This is a genomic window from Actinophytocola glycyrrhizae (assembly GCF_042653545.1).
Classification (GTDB): Bacteria; Actinomycetota; Actinomycetes; order Mycobacteriales; family Pseudonocardiaceae; genus Actinophytocola; species Actinophytocola glycyrrhizae.
In genome coordinates, this window is the sequence record NZ_JBHSIS010000009.1 from 237229 (window position 1) to 250126 (window position 12898).

Annotated in this window: 12 protein-coding genes; 4 read left to right on the top strand and 8 right to left on the bottom strand. The window is 69.2% G+C overall.

Translation table 11 applies throughout. The features are described 5' to 3' along the window. Positions 1 to 58: 58 nt before the first annotated feature. From ACFPCV_RS20875 to ACFPCV_RS20885, 3 genes are read right to left on the bottom strand one after another with little or no spacing between them, the layout of a single operon-like run. Positions 59 to 1192: a Gfo/Idh/MocA family protein gene (locus ACFPCV_RS20875; protein WP_378057942.1), complete on the bottom strand. Its 1134-nt coding sequence runs from the start codon at positions 1190 to 1192 to the stop codon at positions 59 to 61. Continuing rightward, positions 1189 to 3171 carry a DUF6807 family protein gene (locus tag ACFPCV_RS20880; protein ID WP_378057943.1) on the bottom strand — a complete coding sequence of 661 codons (1983 nt, stop codon included), beginning with the start codon at positions 3169 to 3171 and terminating at the stop codon, positions 1189 to 1191. The genes ACFPCV_RS20875 and ACFPCV_RS20880 overlap by 4 nt, the downstream gene beginning before the upstream one ends. Further along, positions 3171 to 3317, bottom strand: coding sequence for a hypothetical protein (locus ACFPCV_RS20885; RefSeq protein ID WP_378057944.1), 147 nt, complete (start codon positions 3315 to 3317; stop codon positions 3171 to 3173). The genes ACFPCV_RS20880 and ACFPCV_RS20885 overlap by 1 nt, the downstream gene beginning before the upstream one ends. A gap of 137 nt (positions 3318 to 3454) precedes the next feature. Here ACFPCV_RS20885 and ACFPCV_RS20890 point away from each other — a divergent pair, with 137 nt between their 5' ends. After that, on the top strand, positions 3455 to 4792 hold the full coding sequence (locus ACFPCV_RS20890; protein WP_378057945.1) for an ABC transporter substrate-binding protein: 1338 nt from the start codon (positions 3455 to 3457) through the stop codon (positions 4790 to 4792). Between the two features lie 43 nt (positions 4793 to 4835). Here the strand turns inward: ACFPCV_RS20890 and ACFPCV_RS20895 are convergent, their stop codons facing one another. The 3 genes from ACFPCV_RS20895 to ACFPCV_RS20905 all read right to left on the bottom strand — a co-directional run bounded on the left by ACFPCV_RS20895 (position 4836) and on the right by ACFPCV_RS20905 (position 7523). Further along, on the bottom strand, positions 4836 to 5339 hold the full coding sequence (locus tag ACFPCV_RS20895) for a hypothetical protein (protein WP_378057946.1): 504 nt from the start codon (positions 5337 to 5339) through the stop codon (positions 4836 to 4838). A 355-nt stretch (positions 5340 to 5694) separates the two neighbouring features. Next, the gene (locus ACFPCV_RS20900) at positions 5695 to 6591 is read right to left on the bottom strand and encodes a carbohydrate ABC transporter permease (RefSeq protein WP_378057947.1); all 897 of its coding nucleotides are present in this window, start codon (positions 6589 to 6591) and stop codon (positions 5695 to 5697) included. Next, complete coding sequence (locus ACFPCV_RS20905; protein ID WP_378057948.1) at positions 6588 to 7523, bottom strand: carbohydrate ABC transporter permease; 936 nt, start codon at positions 7521 to 7523, stop codon at positions 6588 to 6590. Before ACFPCV_RS20905 ends, ACFPCV_RS20900 begins: the two co-directional genes overlap by 4 nt. A gap of 134 nt (positions 7524 to 7657) precedes the next feature. Here ACFPCV_RS20905 and ACFPCV_RS20910 point away from each other — a divergent pair, with 134 nt between their 5' ends. After that, positions 7658 to 9010: a Gfo/Idh/MocA family protein gene (locus tag ACFPCV_RS20910; RefSeq protein ID WP_378057949.1), complete on the top strand. Its 1353-nt coding sequence runs from the start codon at positions 7658 to 7660 to the stop codon at positions 9008 to 9010. Positions 9011 to 9277: 267 nt separating this feature from the next. Continuing rightward, the gene (locus ACFPCV_RS20915) at positions 9278 to 9403 is read left to right on the top strand and encodes a ubiquitination-like system serine protease family protein (RefSeq protein WP_378058088.1); all 126 of its coding nucleotides are present in this window, start codon (positions 9278 to 9280) and stop codon (positions 9401 to 9403) included. 201 nt (positions 9404 to 9604) lie between these two features. Here the strand turns inward: ACFPCV_RS20915 and ACFPCV_RS20920 are convergent, their stop codons facing one another. After that, positions 9605 to 10156 (bottom strand): hypothetical protein, encoded by a 552-nt coding sequence (locus ACFPCV_RS20920; protein WP_378057950.1) that lies wholly within the window; start codon positions 10154 to 10156, stop codon positions 9605 to 9607. A gap of 246 nt (positions 10157 to 10402) precedes the next feature. Next, positions 10403 to 11005, bottom strand: a complete 603-nt coding sequence (locus ACFPCV_RS20925; RefSeq protein ID WP_378057951.1) for a TetR/AcrR family transcriptional regulator — start codon at positions 11003 to 11005, stop codon at positions 10403 to 10405. Between the two features lie 361 nt (positions 11006 to 11366). Between ACFPCV_RS20925 and ACFPCV_RS20930 the strand changes: the two genes are divergently transcribed. Further along, positions 11367 to 12833: a carotenoid oxygenase family protein gene (locus ACFPCV_RS20930; protein ID WP_378057952.1), complete on the top strand. Its 1467-nt coding sequence runs from the start codon at positions 11367 to 11369 to the stop codon at positions 12831 to 12833. Positions 12834 to 12898 lie beyond the last annotated feature (65 nt).

Below are 12898 nucleotides of genomic sequence, written 5' to 3' on the forward strand. Positions count from 1 at the left end.
ACGGCATGGAGGAGCTTGGGAGCGCTCCAGAAGCTGTAGCCGGAACGGTCGCGTCGAATCAGCGTGCCCACGGCGCGCCGAGTGTGGAGAAGGTCTCGCCTCGCGTGGCGGCACGCTCGCACCACGCTTCGACTTCGGCGACGACCGGATGGCGGTCTTCGCCCTCGCCCTCCCATCGGACGTGGTCGGGGCCGATCGGGGCCGGCTCCCCGGCCTCGCGCACGGCTTCGAGGACCCGCATGAAGGCGGCGGTGTCGTCCACTGGACAGCACGGCCTGCGGCCCGGCCCGCGCGCGGCGAGCAGATCGGCGAGGAGGTCGACGCGGCCGAAGGTCAGGGAGCGGGTCCCGCCGAGTCCGTCCACTTCCACGGTGTCCGACTCGTAGGCCAGCCGTAGCGTTCCCCCGGTGCCGCGGACGACGACCAGCGCCGGGGTACGCCGGGCTGCGCACAGCGTGAGACCGAAACCCAGCCGCAGGTCGTCCTCGATCGTGACGACCCCGGAGGACGTGTCGTCGGCCTCGATGTCGTTGGCCCGGTACAGGTCGGTTTCCACCTGCGTGACCTGGTCGAGCCGGGTCGCTCCCGCGACCAGCAGCGCCGTGGCGACGGCGTGCGCGAGTGGGTTCGTCACGACGCCATCGACGACGTCGCGGCCCTCCAGCCGCCTGCGACCGGCCCATGACGCCCTGGCCCAGTACCCCGTGGTGCGCACCCAGGTGCCCACCGCGCCGAGCCCGGTGACCGTGCCGATCTCGCCGTCGGCGACGATCCGCCGTACCGCCTCGATCGCCTCGGAGCCGAACGTCTGGAAGCCGACCTGGCAGATCCGTCCTGTCTCGCGCGCGGCGGACAGAACCTCCTGGTACTGCGCGAGCGATGGAGTGGGTGGCTTCTCCAACAGCACGTCGCAGCCGGCGCGCATGGCCGCAACGGCCAGCTCCGTGTGCGTGTGGACCGGCGTGGCCAGCACGACCACGTCCGGCCGCGCCCGCGGATCCGCCAGCAGCTCGGGCAGGCTGCCGTGCCAGCTCGCGCCGGACAGCCTCGTCGCCAGCACGCCGGGCGGGCGCGGGTCCGCGACCGCGACGAGCCGTGCCAGCCCGTCCGCGGCGAGCCGGTCCAGCCGGTCGAAGTAGGAGCTGCCGTGTCCGTGGGCACCCACGAGGCCCACGCGTGCGGGCTCGTTCACAGCTCTCCTCGCCGTGCGGTGGCGACGCGGGCACACGCCAGGTCGGCGAAGTCCGCGGCGTCCTGGGTGGTCAGCCGCCTGTCGACGACCAGCATGACCAGTCCGGCGGCCAGCGACTCCCCGGTGCCGATCACGCACGGGCTGTCCCAGGCGAGGGCGGGTCCGGCGCCGACGTAGTCCGCGACCCGGACGAACCACGGCAGCGGATCGGCGCCCGTGTCCTGGACCAGAATCACCGACGTCCATTCCCCGTCATGCCGTCCGCTGAACGCGATCCACGGCGAGCGGGAACCGTGCGCTCCGGACTCCGTGGCCGCGTCCGCCGTGAGCACCTCGGTGGTGTCGGCCGAGATCAGTCGGCAGAAGAGGCCGCCGTATCCGGCGCCCGGTCGGCCCCGCAGCGCCGGGCTGGAGATCGTGGCGCCCGACGGGGCGGTCAGGCGGCTGTGCCAGCCCAGAGCCCACGCCTCCGCCTCCGGGATCACCACCCCGGTCAGCTCACGTTCTTCCAGCAACTGCTGGCGGTCGTGCTGGTCGGCCCAGGTGATCGACTCGCGGAGGCGGGCCTCGCTCTCGTCGATGTCGAGTCCGGTGCTGATCTGGCGCCCGTGGTTGCGCAGCAGTGTGGGGCCCTGGGCGGGCAGGTACGTGCGGCCACCCCAGTAGGAGGTCCCGTCGACGTCGGCGATGGTGAACGAGAGTCCGTAGTGGTGCCGGTGGTCGACTGGGCTGACCTGGGTCACCGCCCGCCCGGACAGCGAGTGGACCGGATGCAGGTGAGGCCGTGGGCTGTGCACCAGCGGCATGTCCGTCCCACCCGCGTACCGTGCCAGCGGGAGGTCGCGACTCACCAGCACCGGGCCGACGGCGTCGGTCCGCCAGTGTGCTCGCGGGTCGCCAGCGAGTTGTGCCGTCTCGGTGGGGCCGACGGGCAGCACGGCTGACGCACCGGGCACACCGAGCCTGCGGGCGGGCGGGACGAGTCCGCTGCTGGCCCGCACCACCAGCTCCGGCCGGGTCATCTCTGGCTCCGGCTCGGTCTCGGGCTCGGCGTCTTCGATCGCCGTCACCAACCGCGCCCACGCCCTGTGGCCGAGATCGAACTGGTTGACACCGGCTGTGGTCAGTGAGGGGGTCGCGTACCGGGAGAGCTCGATGCCGTCGAACCCGGTGACCGAGATGTCCCCCGGCACCGCGACACCGGTCTCGTTCAGCCGCGCGAGCAGCCCGAACGCGACGAGGTCGTTGAATGCCAGCGCGCCGGTCGCCCTCGTCTCCAGTACCTCGTCGGCGACGCGGTAGCCGTCCTCGATCGTGGTGCCCGCGGAGATCGTCCGCAGGCGGAGGAACGGGTGCCGCCGCGCCGCCTCGTCCAGCCCGCGCAGGCGGGCCTGGTTCGACGCGGCGCTGGCAGGCCCGGCCAGGTAGGCGAGGTCGCGGTGGCCAAGGCCGACGAGGTGGTCGACGAGCGCGGTCATGCCGTGCGCGTAGTCGACCGCGAGTGTCCGGGCACCGGTCACCGGCCGGTTGAGCACGACGAGGGGTGCCGCGCGCGGCAGGAGTGCGGCGAGTTCCTCCTCGGGCATCCGGGGGCTGGCGAGGATGAGCGCGTCACAACGCAGCCGCGCCTCGAGTGCCGCTTCCGCCTCCTCGGCCACCGACTCGGCCGTCTCCCCGACGAGGACGCGATACCCGCTCTCCGCGGCGGCCGCCATCACGCCCCTCAGTATCTGCTGGAACATCGGGTTGCCCAGGTCGGGGACGACAAGCGCGACCGTGTTGGTGCGTCCCAGGGACAGGCTGCGGGCGGTGTTGCTGGGGCGGTACTGGAGCCGGTCGGCCGCGGCGTGGACGCGTGCGGCGATCTCGGGCGCGACGGACGTCCTGCCGTTCATGACCCGTGAGACCGTCGCCCGGGACACGCCCGCCGCGGTGGCGACCTGCCCGATGGTGCTCGCACTCTTCAGCGGCCGTGCCATCACGCCTCCTCTTCCGCACTGACCGGTACCACACCGAACGCGGCATGACCGTGGTGGAAGCTCGAGACGACCGGGTGGAGGCCGGCGACGCGTCCGGCGTCCGGACCCGGCCGGTCCGCGTTGAGCACTGGGTTCGTGAAGTCCATCGACGAGGCCTCCTGCGAGCGGGGTTGCGCCCTTCGAGTCTATAGGAAACCGGTTCCCCAGCTGTTACCGTGGCTGACGATAAACCGGTTACCCACTTGCTGGCAAAGCACGGCTCGACGATGAGAGAAGGTGCGACATGGGACTGCGAGGACGGCGCCTCGGCCTGGCCGCAGTCGCGACAGCTCTGGCGATCAGTGGCTGCGCCGGCCCGGGCGGCGGTACCGGAGCCGTCTCTGGAGCCGGGACGGAGGACTGGGGTGAGCCCAAGGGCACGATCGACTTCTGGGACACCAACGCCAACCCGCGCCTCACCGCGAAGTGGGAGGAGCTGATCGCCCGCTTCGAGAAGGGCAACCCCGACATCAAGGTCAACTACGTCGGCCTGCCGAACTCCTCCTACCTGCAGAAGGTGCAGAACGCGCTGGCCACCGGCGAGACACCCGACGTCCTGCTCATCGGCAACGACATCGCGAGCCTCATCGCGCAGAAGGCGCTCGTGCCGCTGGACGACGCGTTCCGCGAGGCGGGGCTGCCGGACCGGATCGACAAGTCGATGGTTGAGAACGAGCGGGGCAACTCGGCCGACCGCAAGCTGTACAAGGCGCCGCTGACCGCGCTGTCCGACGTCATCTGGTACCGCACGGACTGGCTCGCCGACAAGGGGATCGACGAACCAAGGACCTTCGACGACTTCTTCGCCGCGGCCGAGGCGATGACCGACCCGCAGGCCAACAGGTTCGGCTTCGCGTTCCGCGGCGGCCCCGGTTCGATGCCGCCGATGCTGGCCATGATGTACGGGATGTCCGGCATCGGCGAGTTCTTCACCGAGGACGGCAGGGCGACCCTCGACGACCCGGCCAACGTCGAGGCGTTCGAACGCTACATCTCGCTGTACGGCAACGTCAGTGCAACGGCCGACATCTCCAATGACTACCCCAAGATCGTCGCCGCGTTCGGCGGCGGCTCCGCGTGGGCCATGCACCACAACCTCGGTTCCTACCAGGACCACGTCGAGGCACTGGGCGCGGACGCGGTGGCCGGGGTGCAGCCCTTCCCGGACGAGAACGGTGTGGTCACCGCGAAGGCGCCGGCCATCTCCGGGCTGAGCGTGCTGGCGGACAGCGAGCGCAAGGCGGCGGCGTGGGAGTTCGTCGAGTTCATGAGCACCGAGGGCAACTCCGAGTGGGCCGAGACGGTGGGGCAGGTGCCTGCCTTCCTGGACGCGCAGGAGGCTCCGTGGGTCGAGGCGTCGCAGCCGATCAAGGCCATCATCGAGGCGGCGGCCGACCCGAAGACCCAGTACGTGGAGATACCGACTTTTCTGCCGGACACCAGTTCCATCATGAAGACCGAGATGGAACCGGACTTCCAGGCGGTCCTGCAGAAGTCGATGTCGCCGAGGGAGTTCCTGTCGAAGTACGCGAAGCGGTTCGAGGACGCCCTCGCGGAGTACAAGGAACACGGCGGGAAGTGAGTGAAGGCCGCCGGGTGGGCGCACCGCCTCACCCGGCGGCGTCTCACGTGGATGGTGACGCGGCGGGGAAGCCAACGGCATACTCCTGCATGGGGCCGTCGAGGCGGTGGGGACCGGGCACGGTGACCCCTCGGAAGCTCCCGGGCGCCGCGGCGAACCGGTCTCGCAGCAGGGCGTCGGCCCGTGCCATGCCCTCGGGTGGGAACAGCGCGTCGTCCGTCGCGTAGTGCACCAGCTGGTCGTGCCGCCCTCTGGCGAAGGCGACGTCCGGCCAGTCCCGGCCGCGCCCGATCCGCGGGCTGGCCAGCAGCCAGGAGTGCGCGTCGAGGTACGCCGGGTACGACTCGTCCAGTGTGGACATCATGCAGGCGATGACGCTGGCTCGCACCCGTGAGTCCAACGACGTGAGCACGGCGGCCCGCACACCTCCGCCGGAGAAGCCGACGACGCCGAGCCTGTCAGGAGCCACGCCCGGCAACGCGGCCAGTACCCCGAGCGCGGTGAGGTCGTCGTGGGCGACGGCGCCCGCGAAGGAGGTGCCCGTCACCCTGGCGAACTCGGCGCAATAGTTCGGCGGTTGGTTCGGGGCGAGGTGATGAGACGTTCGGCGCCGATGCTCCTGACCCCCGCGTGGCAGTGCAGGGCGAGGATTCCGGGCAGCGCCCCGCCCGGCAGGGCGGTGGGCGTGACAGCCAGGCCCGGGTCGACGGACCGAATCCCGTCTGCCGGCTGAGCTCGGTCGTTGCCACACCATCGTGCCGCCACTCGCGCACCGTCCGGGGGTGGTCGGCGCAGGCGTGAGAACACTGAGTAGTGCGGCCAGTTCGCCGTCGAGTTCGTCGCCCGCGCGCCAGGCCGCGGGCCAGTCCTCGTAGCCACCGATCGCGGATGGGCGCGGGCGGTCAGCCCTTCACCGCCCCGGCCGACAGCCCCTGCACCAGGAAGCGCTGCACGTAGGCGAACACGAGGACGACCGGCACCACGGCGACGACCCCGCCCGCCGCGAGCGCGCCGAAGTCGACGCTGTACTCGCCCAGCATGTAGCTGAGGCCGACCGGCACGGTGAACTGGTCCTGCGAGTTCAGGAACATGAGCGCGAAGAGGAAGTTGTTCCACGCCGAGATGAAGGCGAACGAGCTGATGGCGACGATTCCCGGCCGCAACAGAGGAAGCACCGTCGCCAGGAACCCGCGGAACCTGCCGCAGCCGTCGATCCAGGCGGCCTCCTCGAGTTCGATCGGGATGTTCCTGATGAAGCCGGCCATGAGCATCAACGACAACGGCAGGTGGAACACGACGTCCGCGACGACGATGCTCCACAACGAGTTGATCAGGAACGTGGCGCGGAAGATGTCGAACAGCGGGATGAGCATCATCGCGCCCGGGATGAACTGGGTGCAGAGCATCATCACCATGAAGGCGCCCTTCCCGCGGAAGGAGAACCGTGCCAGGGCATAACCACCCACGAGGGCGATGGCGGTGCTGAAGAACACGGTCAGCAGCGCGATGACGACGGAGTTCTTGAAGAACACCGAGAAGCCGGCGCCGTTCCACACCGTCGAGAAGTGCTCCAGCGTCAGTGGCCACGGGACCAACGAGGTCGACCCCGTCTCGCGGAACGCGAAGAGCAGGATCCAGTAGAACGGCACCAGCGTGAACAGCAGGTACACCGCGAGTGGGACGTAGATCGCCCATCGCGGTGTGCGCCGCGGGTCGGCGGTGCGGCGACGGGACCGGGGTGGCACGGAACCGCCGTCCCGTGTTTCGGCCACGGTGGCGGGGGGTGCGGTGGTGGTCATGAGTTCTGGTCCTTCCCCACGCGCACGAGCCAGAGGTAGGTGATCGAGAAGACCGCGAGGATGACGAAGGCCGCCATGGTCAGTGCCGAGCCGTAGCCGAACTCCTTGCGGTCGATGGCGAGGCGTGCGACGTACAGGGGCAGGGTCATCGTGGCGTTGCCGGGGCCGCCGCCGGTCAGGGTGTAGAGCAGGTCCACGTTGTTGAACTCCCACACCGCACGCAGCAGTGTCGAGATGATGATGGCCGTGCGCAGGTGGGGCAGGGTGATCGACCAGAACCGGCGGAACCGGCCCGCACCGTCGACCTCCGCCGACTCGTACAGGTCCCGCGAGATCGACTGCAGGTCGGCGAGGATGAGGATGGCGAAGAACGGGATGCCGCGCCAGAGTTCGGCGACGACCGCTGCCCAGAAGGCGGAGCCCGGCTCGGCCAGGGGGCTCGTGCCGTACTCGCCGATCCCGGCGTCGGCGAGGTAGCGTCCGAACCCCGTGGTGGGGTTGTAGATGAGCAGCCAGATCGTCGTCGTCAGCACCCCGCTGACCGCCCATGGCGCGAAGGCGAGCGCCCGTGCGATCGCGCGGCCGACGAACGTCTCGTTGATGACCAGCGCTAGCGCGAGACCGAAGACGAGTTGGAGGCCCACCTCCACGATCACCCACTGCGCGGTGAAGACGAGCGACTGCCAGAAGAGAGGGTCGCCTGCCATCGTCACGTAGTTGCCGAGGCCGACGAAGCCGTTGCCCCACGGTTTGATGACGTTGTAGTCGTACAGGCTGTAGTAGACGACGCTGCCGATCGGGTAGATGAGGAACACCGCGACCAGCACCCCTGCCGGGGCGATCAGCAGGTAGGGCGCCCACCGCTCCCGGCGCGGTCGCCGACGTCTGGTCGGCCTGCCCCCGGCCGGGGCGGAGGCGTTGAGCACGGCCATGGTGCCCCTCCACTGGTCGGTAACCGGTTTCTCGCCAGTGAAACGTACGTGTTGGCCCGGGTCAATCCCTACTTCCTGGAGGTTGCTTCTGGTGGGTATGGTGACCAGAGAAACCGGTTGCCTGGGGAGGAATCATGCCAGAGCCACACACCGGCCGACGCCGGTACGCGATGGTCGGCATGGGCTCCCGCGCCGCTATGTACGTCGACGCCATGCTCGGTGAGCACGCGGACGTCGCCCTCCCAGTGGCGTGGTGTGACCCGAACGAAGCGCGGATGGCCCTCTACGACGAGCGGGTCCAGCCGCACGGCCACGCGCCCCGCCACTATCACCCGGACGATCTAGGGCGCATGCTGACCGAGGAGAACCTCGACGTCGTCGTCGTCACCTCACCGGACCACACGCACGCGCGAGTGGTGACGACCGCGCTCGACGCCGGGGTGGACGTAGTGTGCGAGAAGCCGCTGACGATCGACGCCGACGGGCTGCGGGCCATCCGCCGCTCGGTCACCGCATCGCCTGCCCAGTTGACCGTCACGTTCAACTACCGCTACTCGCCGCGCAACAGCGCGTTGCGGCAGGTCATCGCGGACGGCCTCGTGGGGGAGGTGCTCTCGGTGCACTTCGAGTGGCTGCTGGACACGGTGCACGGTGCGGACTACTTCCGGCGCTGGCACCGCGACAAGCGGCACTCCGGCGGGCTCGCCGTGCACAAGGCGACCCACCACTTCGACCTCGTCAACTGGTGGATCGGCGACGTCCCCGAGTCGGTCGTCGCGCTCGGCGGGCTGCGCTTCTACGGCGAGAGCGGCGCTGGGCGCCCAGCCGGGCCACGACCCCGCCGGGCGCGGGACCTGGCCGCGGACGACCCGTTCCACCTCGACATGGCGGCCGACGACCGGATGCGCGACCTCTACCTCGAGGCGGAGCACGTCGACGGCTACATCCGCGACCAGGACGTGTTCGCGCCAGGCGGGGACATCGAGGACACGCTCAGCGTTCTCGTCGCGTATCGAGGTGGGGCGAGCATGACCTACTCGCTGACCGCGCACAGCCCGTGGGAGGGATACCGGGTCGCCGTCAACGGCACCCGGGGCCGGGCGGAACTGGAGGTCGTCGAGCGGAGTCACGTCGCCGTGGGGCGCTCCGCGCAACTGCTGGGCCCGAACGGCAAGCGCCCGGCCGTCGATCCCAGCGTGACGCCTGGAACCGTGGACGGCTCGACCGGTGCGCGTCGCCATGGCTCGAAGCTCGTCGTCCAGGGACACTGGGGTGCCGCCGAAGAGGTGCTCATCCCGGAGGGGCAGGGCGCGCACGGCGGCGGTGACGCGATCCTCCTGCGAGACGTCTTCCGCGGCACGAAGGACGACCCGCTCCGCAGGCAAGCCGACCACGTCGACGGAATGCACAGCGTTTCCGTCGGCATCGCGGTCAACAAGAGCCTCGAATCAGGTCAGCCGGTACCGATCGCGGATCTGGTTCTGTGACGGTGCGAAGTCGTCGAGGTCTGAAGGAATCCGCCGCTGTGCTCCAGCGGCATTCCCAGGTGCGCCGCTACCTCGCCGCCTCACCGAACGGCAGATCGCCGGCGCGCAAATCAGCGGCGCCCACCTGACCCTCGAGAGCGGAACCTCCATGGGGGACGCTGATCATTACGTGCTCGCGCTGCTGGTCGAGCGGGCCGTCCCACTCCCCACCGCGGACATCCTCAGCGACGATCCCGGTCTGGCGAACCTGCGGAGGCTCACAACCGACTGGATCAACGGCGTGACTTCAACGGAGAAACAGTCTCTCTGTCGCCCTCGATCGGCAACTGGAGCTTTCCGTGTCGGTCGCACTACTACTCTCTGGAACGGAGTGAAAGAACGGTCGTGCGGTAAGAGAGTGTCCGAGCATTGTCCCTAGGATTCCAGCTGGAACTCTGACCGCCACCCGGGTGCTCGGCGCGCCCGGTGGGGTGGCGGCCTCGACAGCGCGAAGGACGACGGGGACGCCCCGCAGGGCTTGAATGGCCTGGCGGAGGCGCTGGTGCCGTGGCCGGCCGGCGTCCTGACCCCCGGCGCCGGATGGGTGTGTGCCGCTCAGGGCTGCTCGACAGTTTCCCGGCGCGCCATCTCGGTGAACGCGGCTTCCAGGTAGCCGCGTAGCGGGCGGCCGCGCACCGATAGCAGGTCGGCGAGGAGGACGACGGCGTGCTGTGTGACCGCGGCCGCCGACGGTCGGGGTGGGACCGCGTCCCACGGGTCGTCCAGTTCCAGCTGCCGCTCCTCCCCGGCGCCGGGGTCCGGTGGGGTGTCCGGATGGATCCCGAGCGCGCCGCTGAGGACGACGACCATCACCCCTGGGTCGACGCTGGGGAACCACGGCGCTGCCGACCGGGCACTGCGGCCGATGATCTCGCGGAGGTCGTCGCCGTCCACACCGTCCGGGAGCACTTCCTCCAGCAGCAGCCGGACGGTGTCGCCGAGGATGACGCGTGCGTGCTCGGGGTCGGCGATGAGGAGGCTGCAGGCGTCGTCGAACGCGGCCGTGTCGCCGGCCCGTGCGGCCGCGATCGCGTCGGTCGTCGCCGACGCGATCGCCCGCGCAGCCGGCGGCAGCTCGCCGAGTGTGAGCCGTGGTGCGGGTGCCATGCCGGGAACGCTACCGCCGACCGTCCCCGGCTCGGGAGAGGGCGGACAGTGCCAGTCTGTGTGACGCCGGAGATGTCGCGGGACCGTCTGCTCGACGTGCCCATCACGGCGATTTCATCGATGAGGTGCAGGTGCCGCTGGCGGACCGGACGTCGGTCGACATCGAGGGCAAGCGGCTCGCGGCGGGGGAGTACGTCGGGGGAACTGCTCACCTGGCCTCTGGGCAGACCCGAAGAAGCGGCGCGTTCAGGTTCCGAAACCCCGGTTCGGCGGATTCGCCCGCAGCATCGCCGAGAACACCTCGGTCAAGTTGTGCGCGACGTTCGCGGGTGCGTCCGTGCCCGTGATCGTCTGCAGGGCACCGCCGTGGATGAGGACGACCAGCCCGTGCACGAGCGCCCAGCTGATAAGGGACACCTCGTCGGCGGGCAGTTCCCCTTGAACCCGATCGGTGCGGTCCACGGCGCTGTCCACGGCGCTGGCGAGCACCCCGAAGGACTCGGAGCGCGCCGCCATCAGGGCGGGGGCGTCGCGATGGACCTCGTTGGGATTGAACATCAGCTCGAACACCGCAGGGTTCGCGATGCCGAAGTCGAGATAGGCGCTGCCCAACGCGGCGATCCGGTCGATCGCGTCGGTGTCGCCGCTGTCGGCGCGCAGCAGTGCCCCGGTCAGGCGCTCGAAGCCGTCGACGGCGACCGCTGTCAGCAGTCCCGCCCGGTCTCCGAAGTGGTGTTTCGGCGCGGCATGGGACACCCCCGCGCGGCGGGCGACGGCGCGCAGACTCACCCCGCCCGCCCCGTGCTCGGCGAGTTCGTGGCGCGCTTCCCGCAACAGCGCGTTCGCCACGTCACGGGCGGCTGGTGCGTCATCCTTCATGACCAGAGCCTTTCGCCTCTGCTTGACATTGTCAAGCAGGCATGCGCATACTCAGGTTGACAGTGTCAAGCAACAGGGTCGGGTGGGAGTTGTGTCCACCTGAGGAGTCTCGCGCCACCAAGGCCATCGGCCGCTGGGGCCCGCACCCAGCAGCTCCCCGGAGGCGCCGGGACAGAGTGGTCGACATCGACGCCAACGAGGACTCCCAACCTACCGCGAACTCCATGACGATCCTCGCGGCACACGATGTCGACGAGGCACTCGCCGACCCGATCCTCAGTTGACCCTCCCAGAAGCCGAAGAGGACAGCATGACCGACGTACGTGGTGACGTGTCAGTGAGATTCCACAAGGGATTCGACGATCAGGAGAACGAGGTCACCATCCCGTCGCTCGAGATCGAGAGGGGCGCCCTGCCCACCTGGCTCTCGGGAACGCTCATGCGGAACGGGCCCGCCCGTTTCCGTCTCGACGAAGGGACGCTGAACCACTGGTTCGACGGCTTGGCGATGTTGCACAGGTTCGACATGGCCGACGGTCGTGTCAGCTACACCAACAAGTTCCTCGACACCCCGGCCCGGCGCGCGATCCAGGACGGCAGGATGCGGTACTCGGAGTTCGCCACCGACCCGTGCCGTTCCCTGTTCAAGCGCATCGCGCAGCAGTTCGTCGGTTCGCGGTTCGGCGCCAACGCCAACGTGACGGTCGGCAAGATCGCCGGTGAGTTCGTGGCGCAGACCGAGGTGCCGATGCCCGTCGCCTTCGACAAGGAAACCCTCGACACGATCGGCGTCCTCGGGTACGAGGACCGGCTCAAGGGCCAGTTGACGACCGCTCATCCGCATTACGACCGAGAGCAGCGGGTTGCCTTCAACTACCTGCTGAAGTTCGGGGTGAAATCCTCCTACGGCATCTACGAGTTGCCGGCCGGATCCCGGACGCGCCGACTGGTCGGCGAGGCCGACGCGCGAAAGCCCTCGTACATGCATAGCTTCGCCATCAGCGCGAAGTACGCGATTCTCATGGAGTTCCCGTTGGTGGTGAATCCGCTCCGGCTGCTGTTGAGCGGTAGGCCGTTCATCGAGAACTACCGGTGGGAGCCCGAGCGCGGCACCCGCTTCTCCATAGTGGACCGCAGCACCGGGGACGTCACCTACGCGCACACCGACGAGGCGTGGTTCGGCTTCCATCACGTCAACGCGGTCGACCGCGGCGACGACGTGATCGACCTCGATATCATCGTCTACCCGAACGCCGATATCGTCCAGCACTTCTACCTCGAGTCGTTGCTCGACGGGCCCAACCACAACGTGTTCCCGGACAGCGAGTTGCGACGGTTCACCATCGACGTGGCGACCGGCGCGGTCACCTCACGCACGCTGGTGGATCATTCTGCCGATCTGCCGCGCATCAACTACGCGTACAACACCAAGCCCTACAAGTACGTCTACGCCAACGGCATCGCCGAACGCGGCAGGTCCATGCTCCCCGACACGATCGTCAAGTACGACGTGGAGTCGGGCGAGGTCAAGGAGTGGCGGCACGACAACCACTTCCCGGGCGAACCCGTGTTCGTCGCTCGGCCGAACGTTGATGCCGAGGACGACGGCGTGCTGCTGAACGTGGTGCTCGACGCGACCACGGACACCTCGTACCTGCTGCTGCTCGACGCTCGAGACCTCTCGGAGATCGCCCAGGCTCGGGTTCCCCAACACGTGCCGTTCGGCTTCCACGGCACCTACGTGCGTACCGCGCCCGCTCTAGTCGGTGAGCCGGGGAGCGATGCCGACCAGGAGTGAGTGGTAGTGGGCGCTGACCGCGTGTGCTTCCACCGGGTCGGAGTTGGGCACTACTGAAACTGGAG